The following is a 20,090-nucleotide window of genomic DNA, read 5'->3' as shown; positions in this document are numbered from 1 at the left end:
ACGGGTCTGGTCCCGCTCGAGGTTTTGTTTCGGGGATTTCAAGGCGGGTCTCCTAGAGTGTTTGGGCTGACGGTTCCCAGTCCTCCGGGAGGGCAGCGGAGGTTGGGGCAGAGCTTTCGACGTCTATGAAAGCGCCGGATTCGATTGATTCATTGATTGAGACCATTGCGTCCAGGACGTGGTAGGCGAGGGTCCCCGCGGCCCGGTGTGGGCCGCCTGCGCGGATGGAACGGGCCATGTCCAGCACTCCCAAACCGCGGCCGTCTGCAGGACCGGTGGCCGGAATCGTGGTCCAGTCCTCATCCCCGGCCTTCCAGATACGGACGTCACCGTGGAATTCGTTGGGATCAGGAAGGGAAATGGTGGCGTCCGTCCCTGTGATCTCCACGAATCCCATCCGGTCGCGTGGTGATTCGAAGCTGAAGACGCTGTGGGAGGATGCCCCGTTGTCGAATTGCGCCATGGCGGAGACATGTGTGGGGACGTCGACGGCGAATTCCTCCCCTGCCTTTGGTCCGGACCCGATCACGCGCACTTCCTTGGCTTTTGAGCCGAGGGCAGCAACCCGTCGGACAGACCCGAAGGTCTGAACGAGGGCGGTGAGATAGTAAGGGCCCATGTCGAACAGGGGTCCGGCGCCGTACTGGAACAGGAAACCCGGGTTGGGGTGCCAGGATTCCGGGCCAGGTGTCTGGAAGGTGGTCATCGCCGTGAGGGGCGTTCCGATATCCCCGCGCTCGATAATCCGCCGCGCCGTCTGCAGCCCCGCGCCGAGGAACGTATCGGGCGCGCAACCCAGACGGATACGTGCTGCGTCGGCTGCCTTCAGCAGGCCGAGCCCGGATTCCCGGTCCAAGGAAAACGGCTTTTCGGTCCAAACGTGTTTTCCCGCCTGGACCGCAGCAGTCGCAACTTCCACATGCGCGGCCGGGATGGTCAGGTTCACTACGATTTCGACGTCGGGATGGTTCAGCGCCGCTTCGACCTCACCCCACTCGGGGACGCCGTACTCATTGGCCCGCGACTTGGCGGCATCCTCAAACAGGTCCGCGATGATGTGGACTTTCAGGTCAGGGAAGCGTGTGAGGTTATCCAGGTACTGTTTGCTGATATTGCCGGCGCCGATAACGGCGATCCCGACGGGACCGCTGCCGGCCCCAACAACGCCGTTCATGCCGGCTCTCCTGCGTTTACTGCTGCATTCTCCAGATACATCAAGCTCTCGGTGATGCCCTCGAAGATGTCCCCGGCGTAGTCGTCGAACTCAACGACGCCCACTTCGAGGGACTTGGCCGCCGCAATGACGTCCAGGACAGCGATCGCGCCCTGGCCAGCGGGTTGCTGTGCTTTGGTGTCGGCAGTTATCGGGCCGTCCTTGATATGGATGAACTTCACCCGCTCACCGAGCCGCCGGAGGAGGGCTTCGGGATCCTGGCCTCCCACGGCCGCCCAGTAAACATCCACCTCCAAAACAACCTCCGGATCCAGCAGCCCGGCGAAATACTCAAGCGCCGGCTGGCCCTCTATCACCGACTCCAGTTCCCATTCGTGGTTGTGATACCCCACCCGAATTCCATACGCAGCGCCCTTCCTCGCCGCGGTATTGAGCTTTTCAGCCGTGACCTGGATGTCCTCGGCCTTTTGCCAATGCTCTGCCGGCAGGAAAGGGTCGATCACCGTAGTGATGCCCAGTTCCCTCGCAGCCGCAAAGATTTTGTCCTGATCCTGACTCATCAGCGGTGCATGGCCGGAAGGTGCCGATAAGCCGTGCTCGGCCAGTGCAGCACCGAGCTCCTTGGCTGTGTCCACGAAGTCGTAGGGCTCCACTTGGGTGAAGCCGATCTCAGCCACCCTGCGGATGGAACCCGGGAGATCATCCTCCATGGCCTTGCGAAGAGTGAACAGCTGAATTGAATATGGCATTTCTTTCCTTGGAGGTTGGGCTGTGATGCAAGAGGGGATCTCTTGCCACTAAGCGCGGTGAGGGTGGTCCCTGAAATTCAGCTGTATAGGCGCACGTCAGCGACGCTCCACCAGTTGCCAGCGTCGCCTGTGGAAGAGATGCGTATATAGCGGGCGTTGGTCGCTGCCATGTCGATGTTCGTTAGCTGCGCGGTGCCAGTGCCACTGGCTTTGAGGGCCCAGTTCGTGCCATCAGCCGAGGTTTCGAGCTGCCAGTTGCGGGCGTAGTCTCCGAGGTTGCCTCCGGAATCCACCGCGACGCGGCTGAACTTCTTTACTTTGCCCAAGTCGACGGTGAGGTTCTGGCCTGCCGCCTGCGCCTGGCCACTTGACCAGCGGGTGGAAGCGTCCCCGTCGATGGCCAGCGGTGCGTCTGCTGCAGAACTCGTCGCGGTCGCCGTCGCGCCGGTGATGTCCACCGGTGCGAGGTCGTCCTCGAGTGCTTTCGACGGCGGCCAAGTGAAGGTCGCCAATGCGCCTCCGGGCAGGGTGTACTCGAATGAGCGGGAGCCCACCGATACGGCGAACGAGCGAGGTTCGTCGTTTTCGTTGTGCACCACGAGGGCGGTGGAGCCGTCGGGGTTTCGGAATGCGGCGTCCATGATCTGACCGTTCCACCCTGCCGTGCCAAACGAGGTACTGGCGATCCTTACGGCGCCGGGCTTCACGAACTTCGACAGGTGACCGATGGTGTAATACTCGGCGTTCGTTGTCACCGTTCCGTCTGGATGTGATGTGACAAGCCCAGTGCAGGTATTGCATCCACCCAAGTGCGGGCCGCCATTTTCGTCCAGGGCAATGTTCCAGTTCACTGCGGTTTTGGCCCAGTTACGCGTGACGCCCAAAGTCACAGTGCGGGCGTGCCAAGTGAGGGTGTCGCGGAAGAACTTAGCTGGCGGGTCATCGACGCCGTGCGAACCGGAGCATTCGGTGAACCAGATGTCCTTGTTGGGAAACTGGTTGTGCAGCTCCGTCTGGGCGCTGGGGTCTCCGTAGTAGCAGTGGAAGGCAGTCCCGGCGATCCATTTCGATGCCTTGCTTGACAGCAGTTGGGAGGCGTAGTCGGTTTCCGGGCCCTGGCCTGCGGGTGTGTTGGCGACGTCATCCGGGTGCGTAGCCCAGTTGTGGTCGTAGCCGAGGATCTTGGTGGCAGGGCTCTCCCGTTTGAGCATGGGCCCAAGGGCAGAGATCACCCTGGCTTCGTCAGCGACCGGCATGTCCGTGCCGGGATAGCCATCCGGCTTCCGGAACTGGGGTTCGTTCTGCACGGTCAGATAGTCGATGGGTACGCCCGCGTCCGCGTATGCCGTCACAAACTTGGTGAGGTATTTGGCGTAAGCGTCGGCGTAGGGCTGGCCGGTTTTGAGAGTCCCGCCGTTAAGGGACTCGCCCGTCTTCATCCATGCCGGAGGGCTCCATGGGGTTGCGACGATCTTGAGGGCGGGGTTCAGTTTTTTGGCTTGGCGCAGAAGAGGCAGGATCTGCGCCTCGTCGTGTTTGATGCTGAACTTGTCCATCGGGAAGTCGGTCTCGCCCAGAGGCACGTCGTCGTAGGTGTAATGCGCAGCCGCCGCCGTGAAGTCCGAGGAGCCCACGGGTTGGCGGAGGAAACTAACGCCGATCCCGGCTTGGGGGTCGAAGAGCTTGCGCATGGTCGCTTCCCGCTGGGCTGGACTGAGCCCGGAGATCACGGCGGCCGAGGAGTCTGTTATGGAGGCGCCAAAGCCGTCCATGGTCTGGTAAGTCGTCTCGGGATCGATCACGATCGTCGGAAGTGACGAGGCAGCGGACCCGAACGGTACCGGAGCCTGCTCGTCCAGAAGCTTGGACTGGTCCACCGTGGTGAGCCACACGCGCGCCTGCGGCGGCTTCTCCTTCGCCACGGCTGGGCTGCCGACAGAGGACGCGGCCAGGATCGCGGTAGCGGCAACCGCCGCTGCTGACCGACGTCGAAATTTGGCCATTGCGCCCGGGGCGCGCTGTTCACGGCTTGGCCTACACAATTCAGCGGGGATGGTCATAGCTGCTTCCTTGCATGTGAGTGATGGTATCGGGAGGACTGTGAAGGGCTCATTTGATGCCGGTCGCTGCAACGCCTTGGATGAAGAATCGCTGCAGGCAAATGAAAAGCACCACGATGGGGGCGATGACCAGCACCGAGCCAGCCAGCAGCAGCCCGTAGTCTGTCGCGCTTTCACCGGTCGAGAACAGGGACAACGCGACGGGCAGCGTGTACTTGTCCTCGCTCTGGGCAGCGACCAGGGGCCAGAGGAAGTTATTCCATGATCCGAGGAAGGTGAGGATCCCCAATGTGGCCAGCGGCGGTCCGCAAAGTGGCATAACGATCCTGGTGAAGGTCCGCAATTCACCGGCCCCGTCGATCCTTGCCGCCTCGATCAGCGAATCCGGGATCCCCATCATGAACTGCCGCATAAGAAAAACGCCCAGAGGTGAGACGAGGAAAGGCAGGATCAGCGCCGGGTAGGTGTTGACCAAGCCCAGCTTGCTGACCATGACAAACAGTGGCACGAATGTCACAACGCCCGGAACCATGAGGGTCACCATCACCAGCAGGAACAGGACCTTCTTTCCCGCGAAGTCCATCTTGGCCAGGGCGTAGCCCACCATTGAACAGAACAGAAGGTTTCCCAGGACCGTGACGACGGCAACGATGAGGCTGTTCATGAAGAAGAGATCTATGTGCAGATCGGTGAACCAGCGCACGTAGTTGTCCAAGGTGGGGTTCTGGGGCCACCATGTGACGGGTCGGCGAAGAAGCTCCCCCTGGGTTTTGAAGGATCCCAGCAGCATCCAGACAAAGGGCAATATGGTTGCGGCTCCGGCAAGTATCAGTCCCCCATATACCCACGGCTGTTTTCCCATGCCGGACTGCTTGCGCGTCGTGACGGCTCTGTGGGGCGCCGGGCGCACCGGCGCTGCAGGAGCGGTTTTTGTATTGGTCATCGTCTACTCGCTTCAGTCTTTGGAGCGGAGGGTACGGAATTGGATCAGGCTCAGCAGCGCTATCGCTATGAACAGCACGTAGCTGGCGGCCGAGGCCAGGCCATACTTACCGAACCCGAACTGGTTGAAGGTGAAGTAACTCACCGAGAGCGTGGAGTCCAGGGGACCACCCTTGGTCATCACGAAAGGCTCCTCAAAGAACTGCAGGAACCCAACCGAGAGCAAGACGGCGCCCAGCAGTAGGGTGGGGCGAAGAATAGGGAGTGTGACCCTGACGAATCTCTGCCAGGCGTTGGCGCCGTCCACCTGGGCCGCTTCAAGGATCTCGGTGGGGACGTTTTGTAGCCCGGCCAGGAAGATGATCATCAAGGTGCCCATGTTCCGCCAGACCGCCATCAGAATCATGGCCGGCATGGCCCATTCGGTGCTGTTCAGCCAATCCGGCCCCGCAATGCCCATCCAGCCCAGCACGAGGTTCAGTAGCCCGTCCGGTTGCAGGATGAACCGCCATACGACGGCGATGGCGACGATGCTGGTCACCACCGGTGTGTAGAAGCCGACCCTGAAGGCGCTGCGGAACCGTGTAATGCCGTTGTTCAGTGCCACAGCCAAGGCCAGGCCCGCTGCCATGGTCAACGGGATTCCGACGACGACGAAGTAGCCCGTGTTGAGCAGCGAGTGAAGGAACTGCTGATTGGCGAACAACTCAGAGAATTGGTCCAGGCCGACGAAGCCGATACTGAAGGGGTTCCTGACGTCCTTGCTGGTGAAGTCCGTGAAGGACATCACGAATGAGGACAGCAGCGGCATCAGCATGAAGACACCGAATATGAGGACGAATGGCAGGGCGAACAGCCAGGCGACCAGTGTTTTCCTGCGGCGTCTGGCGGCTGGACTACGGTGTTCCGGCGTCCGGGGCAGGCCAGCGGACGGGGTCCGGCCGGTCTGCCCCGTGGCCGTTGTGGCGGTCATGGTTACTTCCCGGTTCCGATTGAATCGGCCGCAGCTTGAAGGTCCTTCATCGCCGCCGCGGGATCCTTGCCGGCCTTGACGATCTGTTCAAGCTGCGTGTCTGCGGCGGCGGAAACCTGGGTCCATGTGGAGATGGTGGGAGGAAAGTTGGTGTCCTTCAACTGTTCACCGAACACGGCCAGCTTCTTGTCGTCGGCCAGGCTCGGGTCCTTCCAAGCGCTTTGCAGGGCGGGAAGGCTTCCTGATGCCTTGTACCACTTGATCTGGACTTCCGGCTTGGCCAGCCACTGAGCAAGCTTCCAGGCACCGTCCCGGTTCTTGGCGTCCTTGAAGACCACCATGTCTGACCCGCCGATGAATGACGTCCCGCTGACCTTTTTGGGGAAGGGCGCCACCATGTACTTCTCTTCAAAGCCCGGACCGCCGGCCGTGTTGAGCTGAGCGAGGCCGGATGGTCCCAGGATCAATACCGGGGCTTCGCCATTGACAAAGGCCGCCTCGCCGGCGCCAGCCCCTGTTGCGGGGTTCTTGTTGGCTAGCTCGTCGGTGAAGAAGCTCTGGTAATACTTCAGTGCGTCCACAATCTCAGGGGTGTCGAACGTCCACTTTGAGTTGTCCCCGCTGATGAACTGTGCGCCGTTGGACCAAAGGAACGGAAGCATGGACTGGAAGGAATCGGCACCGGACACCGGCAGTTGGAGTGGGTATTTCACGCCATCCTGCGACTTTAGGGCCTTCGCCATGTCCGTGAGGCCATCCCACGTCTTAGGGAATTCCGCGTAGCCAGCCTGGGCAGCCAGGTCCTTGCGGTAATACAGGACCCGCGTGTCGACGAACCACGGCACGCCCAGGGTAGCGCCGCCGACCTCCGTGGATTTGACGGAGCTGGGGAAGAACCCGGACGTATCCAGCTCTGCCGGCTTGGGATCGAAGGCATCACTGAAATCAGTCATCCAGGTGGTACCCATCTGGGCAAGATCCGGAGTTGTTCCACCGGCGATGGCCGTCTGGTACTTGTTGTGGGCCGCATCCCAAGGGATGGCCGTAACGTTTACCTTCACTCCGGGGTTCTCAGCCTCGAAATCCTTCATCAGCTCAGGAAGCAACTTCGCTTCGCCTCCCTGCGCCCATAAATTGATCGTGCCGGTGGCGGCGCCGCTCGCGATTGCCTTCCCGGTCTCCGTACCGTTGGAAGCCGGGTTGTCGCGTCCGCAGCCGGTCAGCAACAGCCCGGCGGCAAGGCCAAGCACCGCGATTTTCCTCATTCGGACGCGAGTGTCCGCAGTGGTTTGGATCATCGTTGTTCCCTTCAATCGGACGCTTGAAGCGCCAAGTAGCAGAGTCGCCCGATTTATGCGCTTAGATTCCTGTAAAGAACGGACTCAATGCGCTTAGATCGGTGGGTGTACTCAATCTAAGCGCATTACTGTGACTTTGACAACAGTTTCGGAGGAAACTCCGTTGGGATTACGTTCTTGGGCAGCCGCAGCTTTCGCGAACCACAAGATGCACCGGCAGCTGCCTCTCGACGAGTGGGGCATCGGGCCTTGAGATGGCATCCACCAGGATCTCCACCGCCGTGCGGCCCATCAATTCCATTGGCTGGCGGACCGTAGTTAATGCAGGGCTGACCAGGCGTCCGGCGACGACACCGTCAAAACCTGTTACAGCAACCTCGCCCGGCACCGAGACGCCGGCAGCCTTAAGTGTCTCCATGACGACCAATGCTTCTTCGTCGTTGGCACACACGAAAGCCTCGGGGAGGGAACCGGAGCCCCGGAGGTCCGCGATCCACTCGGCAGTCACAGCACTGGCGCCGGGCCTGCTTTCCAACGCGGGTAGAACGTCCAACCCGTGGGCGTCCATGGCAGCGCTAAAGGCCTTGTACCGTGCTTCCGTCTCTACGTTGGGGATGCTGACGAACATCAACTTCTTGAACCCGTGAACTCCCAGCAGGTGTTCCATCAGCTGCCGCACGCCGGAGGCGTTGTCCACCGTCACATGGTGAAGGCCGTCATCGTGCGAGGGTTCGGAGAGTTCAAGAACGGGAATGCGGGCCGAAATGCGTCGTGTCATCTCTGCAGGTATGGTGCGCGGAAAAATGATCAGGCCGTCGACGCGCCCCGCAATGTCAGTCACTGCCCGCTCGCTGCTGGCCTTGTTTCCTCCGCCGATCATCAGTGCGTAGCCCCGGCTGAAACTCTCCAGTTGGACGCCTCGTTGGACTTCGTCAACCCAGACAGGAAACAAACGGCAATTATCATTAGGCGCCACCACAGCAGCGGCGCGGTCCTTCTTCATACCCTCGGCATCGGGCAGGAAATTCAGGAAGTCGAACGCAAAGAGCCCAAGGGCACCCGTTCGTCCTTTGGCAAGGCCGCGGGCGCTGGCGCTGGGCACATACCCGAGGTCACGAGCCGCATCCAGGACAGAATTTCTCGTCGAATCCTTGACCCTGTGAGGCTGGCTGAAAGCAAACGACACCGTGGCAATCGAAACCCCCGCCCGCTCCGCAACATCGTAAACTGTGGGTCCCTTGACCACCGCCACCACTCCCCTAGATACGCAGACTATGCGCTTAACAATAGAGGCGAAAGCCGGAAGCGGATCTCGTCAGCACCACTTGGCATGTCGGTCGCAGATCCCCCGCGCACATCGACACAATGAACTATGGCTGAATCCGTGATCTTGATAAATGGGCTGCCGGGCTGCGGCAAGACCACCCTGAGCAAGCTCCTGGGCAAGGAGATGAATATCCCTGTTGTGTCGAAGGACGACATTAAGGAAGCCCTCGCGGATATCTGTCCTGGACAGATCAGCAGCAGAAGGCTGGGCGGGATTTCTTCAGAAACGATGTGGCGGCTAGTCTCAGCAATTCCGGGAAGCGTGATCGTTGAGTCCTGGTGGTACCGGCCCCGCGACCTTGATTTTGTCCTTGAGGGCTTGGCTCATTCAGGTAGTCCGGACGTGGTTGAAATCTGGTGTGAAGTTCCTCCCAGCATCGCTTGGAGACGCTACGTTGATCGTCAGCGACATGAGATTCATCCGATAGTTCCCAGTGAGCCGGACTGGGCAGAATGGTCGACGAATAGCGGTCCACTTGGGATCGGGCAAACGATCGGCGTCGATACCTCGGGGCCCGTCGAGGCAGCCGCACTCGTGGAGAGGCTGCCAGCATCCTTTGGCATGACTGTAGGGCGGCGCATTTAGGCCAGCCATGTGAAACCCCGCACCTACTCCGTCCAGTATTTCCGTATCTTGCCCAGCGCATCGCTCAACTGCTCACCGGACAAGGTAAGGGAACTTTCGGGCATCCCCAGCTCATCCCACCGAGCCACTAATTGAGTGTCACCCTCTACCGGCAACGGCCACAACCAGTAGTGCGCCGTCGACTGAACGATCTCGTCAGTGCTGCTCCCGCCACCGCCGCCAAGAGTAGTCAGGACGGGGCCTGTGACGTCCTCCGTCCCTTCGTACATGGCCGGCCCGTGGATGGCTGCAACTGCCTTGCGGCCATCGGGGAAAGCGACGCCGAGCTGCAATCCGGTCCCGGTATCGAGGCTTGAGCGCGGATGGTTGAAGGACCGATCCATGACGTCCCGCCACTCCCGGTCCGACTCGTCGCCACGGCGGACCGACCACACGAGGTCCAAAGCACATCCCGTGGAGTACACCTCCACCAGCTTCAGAGCCATCACCATCTGCGGACTGGTGTGAACGAACTCGCCGATGTGAACCACCCCAGGCAACTCGTCCGACGGCGGACCAGACCATCCGGGGCGGAGTGGCTGGGGTTGGCGCGGACGTTGGGGTGGCTCTGGAAGATCGTCGAAGAACGTCATGCTCCATGCTTACACCGCCACGAAAGCTAAAGGGAGGGTTGCCATCCGAACGGAAGAAGAGAACCGCGCTATCCTCTGATTCACGACTCATTTTCAGGGGAAATATGACGCACGCACCCAACGGTTCCACGACGCCCGCCGGCTGGTACCCGGATCCTTCCTTTCCGCAGCAGATGCGCTGGTGGGACGGAGTTCAATGGACGCCACATTTGGCACCAGCCGGCCAGCAGTTCATGCCGCTCCAGCGGGTCCTGATCAGCAACCAGACGCCGGTGTACAACCCCTTCATTTGGGCCTTGGTGCTGCTGCCGCTGGTGTCGCTCCTGCTGCTGCTTACCTGGCAGCCCGAGTTCCGAACCATCACCACCAGGCAGGGCACCACTACCATCGATCCAATGTCGATGTACACGCCTGGCTACTTCCTGCTACAAGCCTCGGGGCTCATTGTTTATGGCGTGTCTGTCCTGATGGCCTACTTGGACCATCGGCGGCTGGCGCGTTCCGGCGTCGTGCGTCCCTTCCACTGGGCGTGGTGCTTCCTGAGCCCCGTCGTGTACGTCATTGGCCGCACGGTGATTGTCCGGAAGGTAGCTCCCGGCCGTGGCATGGGGCCGGTGTGGGCGCTCATTGGCATGGTGGTCTTGTCCCTTATCGTGACCGGCATCTGGATGGCTAACATGATGCAATCGCTGTATTCCCAGTTCGGATATTCGATCAACGCCTGATGTCCTGACACCGGTTTTACGCAGTCAGCGCATACGCCGCACGAACCCAGCCCAGGAACTCGGCATCGATCTCAGTGGCGTCCTTCACGATGACTTCGTTGTGCCAACGACTACTGGATACTCGCTCAGCCCGGTGAACACGATCTGACTCAAGCTCGCTGTCGAGAACTATGTTGACCAGAATGCCGCCACGACGAGGATGGATCCCCAGAAACGCGCGCCCATGCGTGACGTGGAAAGAGGAGGCGTTCTCCTGTAATTCCCAGTCTTCCAACTCGGAGAGTGAATCCATGAGTGCTTGGAAAATACGGGATGAAGCAGTGTCACTTTCAATGCGCTCTTTAGCGGTGCGTGCCATGCTGCCAGCATAGGTGTCGCTTCCCTGAACCGGCGGCCGCACAAGTCCTCACACGCGTTAGGTAGACTGCTGACAAATGACGGATGGAAGGACCTCCCGATGAACCGCAAGGCCACTGCACTGGACGTCGCCAAGAGGGCGGGGGTGTCCAGGAGCGCGGTCTCGCTGGTGCTCAATGGCCGCGGCGATGGCAACGTGGCCAAGGAGAGCCAGGACCGGATCCGTTTGGCCGCACAGGAACTCAACTACTCCCCCAACGCGATCGCGCTCAGCCTGCGGAACCAGCGCTCCCGGGTGATCGGCATCGTGTCCGACGAAGTTGTGGTGAGCCCCTTCGATGGCAACATCATCGGCGGCGCGGACGACGTCGCCCGTAGCCGCGGTTTCGTCACCGTGGTCATGGACACCGAGCGCGACGCCGCCCGGGACGCGAGCGCAATCGAAACCCTCCTGGACCGCCAAGTGGATGGGCTCATGTACGTGACTGTGGGTTTGAAGCCGCTCGACGTCCCCCACGGCATGCTGCGGGTCCCGTCAGTCCTGGCCAATTGCTACGACAGCAGCCCCAAACCTCAACTTCATCACGTCATCCCGGACGAAATCACTGGCGGCAGGGACGCTACCGAGCACCTGCTGCAGTTGGGCCATCGGGACATCGCCTTGCTCGCTGGCGCTGAGGAGTCCCCGGCCGCTCCCCTGCGCGTTGAGGGCTACCGGGATGCGTTTGCCGCTGCGGGCCTGTCGGTTCGCGCGGACAGGATCACCATGGCGGGTTGGGACATCGACGCCGGTTTCCACGGCGCCATGAAACTGCTCGACGGCGTGTCCCCGGCTGAGCGGCCCACGGCCATCATGTGCGCGAATGACCGCCTGGCTGTCGGCGTTGCCTTGGCCGCCGCCCGTTTGGGCCTCAGCATCCCGGCGGATCTCTCGGTGATGGGTTACGACGACGAAGCACGCATCGCGGACACCATGGTCCCCGCCCTGACCACCATGGCCCTGCCGCTGCGTGAGATCGGACGCGCGGCAATGACGACGCTTCTTGACACGATCGAAGGCCTGTCTGCGGGTATGGAAGACACGAGCGTGGAAACGATGGTCCCCTGCCAGCTGGTTATCCGGGAATCAACCGGCCCTGCGCCAACGCGCTGAGCACGCGGACTGAACCTCTGGGCAACCCCGTTGCTGGGCAACAACGAAATAGCGGGTTTCCCACGTCAAATAGGGCCCACACCACCCGGGTTCCCTGGCTGAGCTTGCGAAGTTAGGGAGGTGGTGGGGATGCAAACCAGGCCCCACAACGCGCGACGTCGGCCTGCCGCCTAATCGGGGAGCGTCAACTCCCACACGTTGGCAGTCGCGCCGGTGGGCAGGGTGAGCTGCCACTCCTCGCCGGGCGCCGGGTACGCGCGAAGCGTCGTGGCGACCGAACCCGTGCGGTAGACCTCCACCAGGGAAGCATCGATGAAGATCCGAAGCTCCTCCCCCACAGCCAACGAACCCGAATAGACCACTTGCCGCTTGTCCCCCGAGTCATCTGAACCCGAGAGGAGCACGAGCTCCACGTCACCGGACGCCACAGCACCAGAATTCACCGCACCACCAGTCACGAGCACCTCGGCAAATGCGGGAACCACCACCGAGCCTGCAGGATCCGAAGCACCAGCAGCACCCTCAAAAACAGCAGCACCCCTGTATGCCAACACCTCGGGCGCCGGGGAAACAGCCAACGCCCCGTCAACCAAGGACAGAACGCGAGGATGTGTCAGCACGCCCGACCATCCGACGTCGTCGATTTCTTCCTGGGTGCGGCCACGGCGACCGTCGCGTCCGGGGCCTTCGTTGGCCCACCCCCACAACAACGCAGCAGGCGAAGAAGCAGAGGAACCATAAGAGAGCTGGACAATCTGCGGTGCATAGAAGTCGCGCCCAAGATCCGACTTCCCACCGGAGAACGGCACAAACACAGGCAACCCCGTGGCGCGGTCCGAGGAAAGGGAACCGATCAGGTGCCCAACCCCGTTGGCGTGCTCGTGGTCATCGCCGGACAGCCAGAGCGAGAACATCATCACCCAGGCGGAGCCGCCGGAAGAGTCAGGCACTTGCACCAGTTGCGGGCACTCCCAAATCTCGGCAGGAGTGTGAACGGCAGCTACGGGGTCAGCAGAAGTTAGCCAGATGCCCTCGTACTTCCAGGAGTCCGTGTCCTCCACTGTGTACAGCAGCAAAGCGGCGCGCCCATCAGATAGACCCGCTCCCTGGATGGCGTACCGAGCACCGTTGAAGTGGAAGATGAACGGATCGCGCACGGCTGTGACCAGAGGATCGGAGGGCATGGATGCAGCAACGTGGCCGGTCTGCTCCCAGGTCACCAGGTCGGAAGAACCGCGTGCAATGACTACCTGCGAATGGCCGCCGTGGTCTTGGACACCCGAATAACAAGCGGTCGGCACACCATCGTCAGAGGTCACCACACCGGTCCAGCAGCCCGCGGAATCCGGACCGCCCGGCTGGGGCGAAAGCGCAACGGGGTGTTCTTCCCAATGGACCAGGTCAGAGGAACTCACATGGCCCCAGTTGATCTGTGAGTGCCGCGCAGACGAGGGGTTGTACTGGAAGAAGACGTGGTACCGGCCGTTGATGTAGCTGATGCCGTTGGGGTCGTTGATCCAGCCTTGGGCCGGGCGCGGGTGGAAGCGCGGGAAGGCCGGATCCGGGTGCGTCGAGGCAGACAACAGGGAATCAAAAAATGCAAGGTCCGTCACTGGAACCCTTTCAATCAGAGAAGCTACTTGCCCGTTCCAGCGGTGAGTCCGTCCTGCAGTGCGCGCTGGCCGAACATGAACACCACCAGCGCGGGAATCATGGAGAGGACGACGCCTGCCAGCACCACGGAGATGCTTCCGGTGCCGAGGTTGCCCTGCAGCGATACCAGGCCCAGCGGCAGTGTGAAGTTTTGCTCGGAGATGGTCATGATGAGTGGCCTGAAGAACTCGTTCCAGTGGAAGTTGAACGCCAGGATGCCCACGATCGCCAGGCCCGGCACAGCCAGCGGTGCGTACACCGAGCGGAAGGTGCGCCACGGCGAGGCGCCGTCGATCGCAGCCGCTTCAGCGAGCTCACCCGGCAATCCCAGGAAGTACTGGCGCATCAGGAAGGTGCCAAACGCCGTCGGGATGGCCGGAATGATCAGGGCGAGCAGCGTGTCCGAGAGCCCGACGCCACGGATCAGCATGAACACCGGCACGATCGTCACCTGCGCGGGCACCATCATGGTGGCCAGCACGATCGAGAACAGGGCACCGCGTCCCCTGAAACGAAGGTGCGCGAACGCGTAACCGGCAAGGGCTGCGGTGAGCATCTGCCCGACGGCGATCAGTCCGGTGACCAGGGCACTGTTCAGTACCAGTCCCACAATGTTGAGTTGCTTGAACACCTGCTGGTAGGACGCCAGGTCCGGGTTCAGTGGCAGGAATGCCGGTGGCAGTTTGAAGGATTCCGACGGCGGTCGCAGCGAGGTGGATAGCGTCCAGAGAACGGGGCCCAGGACAAAGACGGCTGCGATCAGCAAGGCGGCGACCCGCCCGGCAACTGACCAGTCGCGCTTCTTGCGCGTAGCCACAGGCGCCGTGGTTTCAACACGTTCTGAAATGAGGGTCATGGCGGGCCTTACTGGTAGAAGACGAATCGTTTGCTGAGCCGGAACTGCGCGGCTGTGATGGCCATGATGATGAGCGTCAGGATCACGCCGATCGCCGAGGCCTCGCCGAATTCGAGGCGTTGGAACGCGGATTCGAAGATCACCATGACGGCGGTACGCGTCGAATCCCCTGGCCCACCGCGTGTGAGCACGTAGGGCTGATCGAATACTTGCAGCGCGTTGATGATGGCCATCACCGATGCCACCAAGGTGGTGGGGCTCAGCAGCGGCAACGTCACGTAGAAATGCTTGCGCCAGCCCGTGGCGCCATCGATCGATGCGGCTTCGTACGTCTCCACCGGGATCGAGGCAAGCCCACCAACAAAGAGCAGGAACGAGAAACCGAAGTTCTGCCACACGTACACAAGAATCACGACGGCGGCCGAACCACCTGGCGTCGTCAGCCACGGTACCGCTGGGACGCCGACTAGCGAGAGCAGCCAGTTCACCACGCCGAACTGCTCGTTGAAGAGATAGCGCATGAAGATGGACACCGAAGCTGCGGACAGGATCAGTGGGAAGAAGAAGGCGGAGCGGAAGAACACCCTCAGCCAGGCCGGGAGTTTCTCCTGCACCATGATCGCCAGGCCCAGCGCTAGTCCCAGCTGGAGGGCTACGGCCACGATCACGAACATGATGGTGTTGAGGAACGAGACTCGGACGGTCGGGTCCTGGACTACCTCGGCGAAGTTATCGAAACCCACGAACGTCGGCGCGGAGATGATGTCCCAGCGGAAGAAGGCGAGCGCCACGGACGCGACGATTGGCAGCAGGGTGAAGATGCCCATGCCCACGATGGTCGGGGCAAGGAAAGCCCATGGCAGCCAGCGTTGCTGGACGCGGCCACGCTTGGAGGGCTGGCTGTGCTTGTGGGAGGCCTGACGGCCGCCCGGCTGCTTCCCGGTCCCGGTGGGGGTGCTCGTGGCGGTACTCATGGCTGCCTCCTCAGGGCCAGTTCAAGATCGCGCTGCATTGATTCGAGGGCCTGCTTGAGTTGGCGCTCGTCCCCGCTGACAGCCAGGGATACGTTTTTCATGAGGGCCGTTTCGACGGCGGCCTGCTGGGGTGGTGCCGGAATAGGACCTGTGGTGGGGAACTTGTCCAGGGTCTCGTAGAAGACCTTCCAGTTCCGTGGACCGGTGCCTGCGTAGAGTTCCTCGTTGACCATGGAACGGCGTGCGGGAGTGGTGTTCGGTGTGGGGAACACGATCTGCATGGCCTCTTTGCTGGAGCTGAACTTCACCCATTCCCAGGCTGCGTCCTTGTCCTTGGCGGTCTTCATGATCGCATAGCCTGCCGTGCCGAATTGGTGGCGCTGGGTCCGCCATTTCGGGAAGAACTGGACGTCGAAGTCGTTCTCTGTCATCCCCGCCTCGTGGAGGCCCTGTACCCAATAGCCGCCCGCCGGCGTCGTACCTATCCTGTTGGAGGCGAAGAGACCGATCAGTGCGCTGCCGCCGCCTTCCTCAGGCCGGACACCCAGTCCGTCCTTGACCAGGCCGCGGAGGTAGTCGAAGGATTCGAAGACCCGGGGGTCGTTAGCGTTGGGTTCGAGCCACTGGTAGCCACCGGAGCGGAGGCTGCGTGAGGGGTCGTTGGCGTAGAAGCCATCCCAAAGCCATTCGCCGCCGGTGGACTTGGTTTCCTTGAGGAAGCTCGTCTCGTTGGCATAGAGCCACGGCACCACTCCACCGAAGAGGCGGTTGGTCCAGTAATACGGGGTGAAGTCCTGCGGTTTGGCCTTCTTCATCGCAGCCAGGGTGCTGCGGAAGTCCAGGTGCGTCCAGTCGTCCGCGGGGCGTTCCAATCCAGCCTGACGGAGTGACGCGGTGTTGTAGTACATGTTGGCGGCATTCCAGTCGATGGGGAGCTGGAAGAGGCTGCCTTTGTACATGAAGGCTTCCACAAGGCTGGGGTGAACGTCCTCGAAGTACTCCTTCATGTGGTCGGCGTCGCGGCGCAGATATTCGTCCAACGGGTGGGCCAGCTTCTCAGCGAAGAGCTGGGCACCTTCTGTGGCCACGTACACAACGTCCGGTGGCGTGCCTGCTGCCACCATGGTGAGGATCTTGGTGAAGAAGTCCTTCCAGTCCACGGCCTGGATGGCCTGGACCTTGACCTTGATCTCTGGGTGGACCTTGGCGAACGCGTCGATGACCTTCTGGCGGGCCGCGGCGTCTGCGGCGGTGCCCATGATGGCGATGCTGAGGCTGTTGTCTCCGCGGCCCGGAATGTCGGTCCCGGTCAATCGCGGCCACGACGCCGCTGTAGCTCCGACTATCCCGGCACCGAGGGCTGTGAGGGCGGTTCTGCGTGTGAATTGTCGCAAAGCCTCATTGGTTCCCGGCATGTAGATTCCCTTCCCTAACACGTGTGAGGTAGCCTATTCCTGCTACCTAACACGTGTCAATCGTCACGGGAATGTTGCACTAACCTCACCCTCACCGCCCCGGCGTGGAGGGCCGGCGCCGCGTCATGATTCTTCGCCAAAGCATTATCCAGTTGAGTTAGGTTAGGTTTACCTTGTTACATAGTCTCTCGTGACTACACAACCGGATGTGGCCCGAATGTCGTTCGCCACCAACCTGGCGTCCTTCGGCGACCGTACCGCCATCAGCACCGGGCACAGCTCCATCAGCTACCGCGACCTGGCCGGGCGCGTAGAGGATATGGCACGCCAACTCGGCCCTGAGCGCCGCTTGGTTGCCCTTGAAGCCGATAACACCTTGCCGTCTCTAACGGTGTATCTCGCAGCCCTGGCATCAGGCCATCCGTTGCTCATACTGCCCGCCGGCGGTGGAAAAGCAGCCGAAACACTCATTGCCGCCTACGATCCAGACATCATTGCGCGATCCTCCAACGGCGAGCCTGTCCTGAACGTGCGGCGCCACGAGACGGCACACCAATTGCACCCGGATCTGGCCCTTTTGGTGAGCACTTCAGGGTCTACTGGCTCGCCGAAACTCGTTCGCCTTTCCGCGGCTTCCATTCAGGCGAACGCAGAGGCCATCGCACAATACCTGCACCTGCGTCCTAGCGATACTGCCGCCACAACGCTTCCACTCTCCTACTGCTATGGGATGAGCGTGGTGAACAGCCACCTGCTGGTGGGAGCGTCCCTGGCGTTGACGGAGCTCTCCGTTGTGGACCCATGTTTTTGGGACTTGGTCCGCTCCGAGGGCGTCACGTCATTCGCCGCCGTCCCCTACACTTTCGAGCTTCTGGACCGTGTGGGATTTGAGCACATGGATGTTCCGACCCTCCGCTACATCACCCAGGCTGGAGGTCGACTTGCTCCAGAGCGCGTCCGATCCTATGCAGAGTTGGGTCGGGAGCGGGGCTGGGACCTTTTCGTCATGTACGGGCAGACCGAGGCCACCGCCCGCATGGCCTACTTGCCTCCGGACCTGGCCGCGGAGCATCCACATGCCATTGGGGTCGCGATTCCCGGAGGAGAATTCCGGCTCGAACCAGTGCCGGGGCTGGATGACTGGGAGCTCGTCTACACCGGCCCCAACGTCATGCTGGGCTATGCCGAGAAGCCGGAAGACCTGGCCCTTGGCCGGGAAATCACAGAGCTCCATACCGGCGACCTCGCCCGGCTCGGCCCTGAGGAACTCTACGAGATTGTGGGCAGGCGCAGCCGCTTCGTGAAGATCGTTGGGCTGCGGGTTGACCTGGGACGTGTTGAGCGACTCCTTGCAGATCTTGGCCTGACCGCCGCTGCCGCTGGTTCAGACGACGTCGTGGTTGTGGCTGTGGAGGGCCACCACGATCTTGCTTTGGTCGCCAAGAGCCTTGCGCAGGATCTGGGTGTCCCCCGCGCGGCCGTCCAGCTGCATCCGGTGCCCGACATTCCACGGCTGGGCAATGGGAAGCCTGACTATCCGGCCATCCTTGAGTTGTCTGCGCCGCCGAAGCCCCTGTCTGCCCAGTCGGAGCCCCTGTCTGCCCACACAGAACTCCACCCCGGAACAGAATCCATCCCGGGCACAGAGACTGTGCTCGAGATTTTCGCCGAGGTCCTGGAACGCAGGGACATCACAGCGACTGACAGCTTCGTTTCCCTCGGCGGGGATTCGCTCTCCTACGTGGCGGCGTCGGTAAGGCTCGAGCGTGCACTTGGCTGCATCCCGCAAGGGTGGCACCTCATGCCGATTTGCGAGCTTGTCCCGGCGCCCGAAGCCGCAGGCCATCCAGCCCACCCAGCGCACGAAGATGCGGGCGCAACTGGCCGGAAATTTCTCCGGAACTGGCGGGGGAAGTTGTCAGCACGCATGGAGACGGGGATCGTGCTGCGCGCGGTGGCCATCATTTTCATCGTGGCCACGCACATCAAGTTCTTCTCCTGGGAAGGCACCGCCCACGTGCTGATGGCGGTGGCCGGCTACAACTTTGCCCGCTTCCAACTAACGGGATCCCGGCGCGAACGGCTCCGGAGGCAATTGCGTGCCGTCACGAGGATCGTCGTACCCAGCGTCCTGGTCATCGGCGTCGCGTTCGCCGTCACTGACGACTACGGCTGGCACAACGTGTTCTTGTTGAACTCAATCGTTGGCCCCCAGGGGTGGACGGATATGTCCCGCTTCTGGTTCGTTGAAGTGCTGGTTCACATCCTGATCGGGTTGGCTCTCCTGCTGGCCATACCCGCGGTGGACCGGGCTGCACGCAGATGGCCATGGGCGTTTCCACTCGCGTTGGCCGGCATCGACCTCCTGCAACGCTTCGATATCATCGAGTTGCCCTACCCTGGCCAAGGGCCCGTCCTGTGGCTGTTCGCCTTCGGATGGGCCGCTGCTGTATCGCGGGAGTGGTGGCAACGCGCCGCCATGACAGCCTTCGCTCTCTTGACCACCCCGGGGTCCTTCAGCAATGAATACCGCAGCGCCACCATCCTGGTAGGTTTCCTCATCCTCCTCTGGATTCCTACTTTGCCCGTGCCGCGCGGCCTGCACCGCATCACGGCTCTTCTGGCCAGCTCGTCCCTGTATATCTACGTCACGCACTGGCTGGTGTATCCGCTCTTTGAAGAGGCTCACAAAGGGCTGGCCCTCGCGGCATCATTGTTGGTGGGCGTGGCCTACTGGGCGACGGCGACGCGCGCCATGGGCAGCATCGAGCGGTGGCTTCGCGACCGACAAAGGCGGCGCCACGTCAATTCTTCCGGCCCGTGGCCGGACGGGGTTTCGCGGCCGGACGGGCTTTCGCGGCAGGGTGGCGTTTCAGTGCTGGATGCGAGGATGCCGCATCGATCGCGTTCTCGCGGATGAGTGTGAGAAGACCGGTCGCGCGCCCGAAAACGCCCGCGGATGACCCTCACGGCGGCCCCTCCGATTCGCGGAGGTGCCACCGTCCCGCCGGGAATGCGACGGAGCCAGCAGCAGCAGCGGCACAATGGTTATCCCCAGCCAGACAATCACAGCCAGCAACGCCAGCATCAGGCCTGTAGTAGGTTCCATAGGTTAAGAATAGGCTGATTCGCCCTTGACCATAAGGCGCCCTATTGGTATACGCGCCGGTACGCGCGCCGCGCCAGATCCGTCCTCACATGAGCCTTCCAGCGAACT

17 protein-coding genes are annotated in these 20,090 nt (G+C 61.8%); 4 read left to right on the top strand and 13 right to left on the bottom strand.

The window, feature by feature from the left end:
- Nucleotides 1-52: 52 nt before the first annotated feature.
- From ACTAQJ_RS22525 to ACTAQJ_RS22495, 7 genes are all read right to left on the bottom strand, one after another.
- A complete protein-coding gene (locus ACTAQJ_RS22525) occupies nucleotides 53-1,174 on the bottom strand; it encodes a Gfo/Idh/MocA family protein (protein WP_498699564.1) in 1,122 nt (373 codons plus the stop codon).
- The gene (locus ACTAQJ_RS22520; RefSeq protein ID WP_498699562.1) at nucleotides 1,171-1,923 is read right to left on the bottom strand and encodes a sugar phosphate isomerase/epimerase family protein; all 753 of its coding nucleotides are present in this window, start codon (nucleotides 1,921-1,923) and stop codon (nucleotides 1,171-1,173) included. The genes ACTAQJ_RS22525 and ACTAQJ_RS22520 overlap by 4 nt, the downstream gene beginning before the upstream one ends.
- Before the next feature lie 77 nt (nucleotides 1,924-2,000).
- Nucleotides 2,001-3,926 (bottom strand): discoidin domain-containing protein, encoded by a 1,926-nt coding sequence (locus ACTAQJ_RS22515; protein WP_498699561.1) that lies wholly within the window; start codon nucleotides 3,924-3,926, stop codon nucleotides 2,001-2,003.
- A 106-nt stretch (nucleotides 3,927-4,032) separates the two neighbouring features.
- Nucleotides 4,033-4,926: a carbohydrate ABC transporter permease gene (locus ACTAQJ_RS22510; protein ID WP_498699559.1), complete on the bottom strand. Its 894-nt coding sequence runs from the start codon at nucleotides 4,924-4,926 to the stop codon at nucleotides 4,033-4,035.
- 12 nt (nucleotides 4,927-4,938) lie between these two features.
- Nucleotides 4,939-5,898 (bottom strand): carbohydrate ABC transporter permease, encoded by a 960-nt coding sequence (locus tag ACTAQJ_RS22505; protein WP_498699558.1) that lies wholly within the window; start codon nucleotides 5,896-5,898, stop codon nucleotides 4,939-4,941.
- A gap of 2 nt (nucleotides 5,899-5,900) precedes the next feature.
- Nucleotides 5,901-7,196 (bottom strand): sugar ABC transporter substrate-binding protein, encoded by a 1,296-nt coding sequence (locus ACTAQJ_RS22500; protein ID WP_498699556.1) that lies wholly within the window; start codon nucleotides 7,194-7,196, stop codon nucleotides 5,901-5,903.
- 169 nt (nucleotides 7,197-7,365) lie between these two features.
- Nucleotides 7,366-8,382, bottom strand: coding sequence for a LacI family DNA-binding transcriptional regulator (locus ACTAQJ_RS22495; RefSeq protein ID WP_498699554.1), 1,017 nt, complete (start codon nucleotides 8,380-8,382; stop codon nucleotides 7,366-7,368).
- A 186-nt stretch (nucleotides 8,383-8,568) separates the two neighbouring features.
- Between ACTAQJ_RS22495 and ACTAQJ_RS22490 the strand changes: the two genes are divergently transcribed.
- Nucleotides 8,569-9,108 carry a P-loop nucleotide/nucleoside kinase family protein gene (locus ACTAQJ_RS22490; RefSeq protein ID WP_477514710.1) on the top strand — a complete coding sequence of 180 codons (540 nt, stop codon included), beginning with the start codon at nucleotides 8,569-8,571 and terminating at the stop codon, nucleotides 9,106-9,108.
- 23 nt (nucleotides 9,109-9,131) lie between these two features.
- Here the strand turns inward: ACTAQJ_RS22490 and ACTAQJ_RS22485 are convergent, their stop codons facing one another.
- A complete protein-coding gene (locus ACTAQJ_RS22485; protein ID WP_498699552.1) occupies nucleotides 9,132-9,740 on the bottom strand; it encodes a hypothetical protein in 609 nt (202 codons plus the stop codon).
- Between the two features lie 104 nt (nucleotides 9,741-9,844).
- Here ACTAQJ_RS22485 and ACTAQJ_RS22480 point away from each other — a divergent pair, with 104 nt between their 5' ends.
- The gene (locus ACTAQJ_RS22480) at nucleotides 9,845-10,465 is read left to right on the top strand and encodes a DUF2510 domain-containing protein (protein ID WP_498699550.1); all 621 of its coding nucleotides are present in this window, start codon (nucleotides 9,845-9,847) and stop codon (nucleotides 10,463-10,465) included.
- Between the two features lie 16 nt (nucleotides 10,466-10,481).
- On the opposite strand, the gene ACTAQJ_RS22475 is transcribed toward ACTAQJ_RS22480, so the two are convergent.
- Nucleotides 10,482-10,823 carry a DUF5655 domain-containing protein gene (locus ACTAQJ_RS22475; protein ID WP_498699548.1) on the bottom strand — a complete coding sequence of 114 codons (342 nt, stop codon included), beginning with the start codon at nucleotides 10,821-10,823 and terminating at the stop codon, nucleotides 10,482-10,484.
- A gap of 99 nt (nucleotides 10,824-10,922) precedes the next feature.
- Between ACTAQJ_RS22475 and ACTAQJ_RS22470 the strand changes: the two genes are divergently transcribed.
- Nucleotides 10,923-11,975: a LacI family DNA-binding transcriptional regulator gene (locus ACTAQJ_RS22470; RefSeq protein WP_498699546.1), complete on the top strand. Its 1,053-nt coding sequence runs from the start codon at nucleotides 10,923-10,925 to the stop codon at nucleotides 11,973-11,975.
- 170 nt (nucleotides 11,976-12,145) lie between these two features.
- Here the strand turns inward: ACTAQJ_RS22470 and ACTAQJ_RS22465 are convergent, their stop codons facing one another.
- From ACTAQJ_RS22465 to ACTAQJ_RS22450, 4 genes are read right to left on the bottom strand one after another with little or no spacing between them, the layout of a single operon-like run.
- Nucleotides 12,146-13,588, bottom strand: a complete 1,443-nt coding sequence (locus tag ACTAQJ_RS22465; protein WP_498699543.1) for a glycoside hydrolase family 32 protein — start codon at nucleotides 13,586-13,588, stop codon at nucleotides 12,146-12,148.
- A gap of 23 nt (nucleotides 13,589-13,611) precedes the next feature.
- Complete coding sequence (locus ACTAQJ_RS22460) at nucleotides 13,612-14,484, bottom strand: carbohydrate ABC transporter permease (protein WP_498699540.1); 873 nt, start codon at nucleotides 14,482-14,484, stop codon at nucleotides 13,612-13,614.
- Nucleotides 14,485-14,492: 8 nt separating this feature from the next.
- Nucleotides 14,493-15,458 carry a carbohydrate ABC transporter permease gene (locus tag ACTAQJ_RS22455; protein ID WP_498699538.1) on the bottom strand — a complete coding sequence of 322 codons (966 nt, stop codon included), beginning with the start codon at nucleotides 15,456-15,458 and terminating at the stop codon, nucleotides 14,493-14,495.
- Nucleotides 15,455-16,873 carry an ABC transporter substrate-binding protein gene (locus ACTAQJ_RS22450; RefSeq protein WP_498699536.1) on the bottom strand — a complete coding sequence of 473 codons (1,419 nt, stop codon included), beginning with the start codon at nucleotides 16,871-16,873 and terminating at the stop codon, nucleotides 15,455-15,457. The genes ACTAQJ_RS22455 and ACTAQJ_RS22450 overlap by 4 nt, the downstream gene beginning before the upstream one ends.
- Before the next feature lie 190 nt (nucleotides 16,874-17,063).
- Here ACTAQJ_RS22450 and ACTAQJ_RS22445 point away from each other — a divergent pair, with 190 nt between their 5' ends.
- Nucleotides 17,064-19,793: an AMP-binding protein gene (locus ACTAQJ_RS22445; protein WP_498699534.1), complete on the top strand. Its 2,730-nt coding sequence runs from the start codon at nucleotides 17,064-17,066 to the stop codon at nucleotides 19,791-19,793.
- Nucleotides 19,794-20,090 lie beyond the last annotated feature (297 nt).

Source organism: Arthrobacter sp. alpha11c (assembly GCF_054149985.1).
Note: the sequence above shows the minus strand (reverse complement) of the source record. Positions and strands in the feature narration are given on the sequence as shown.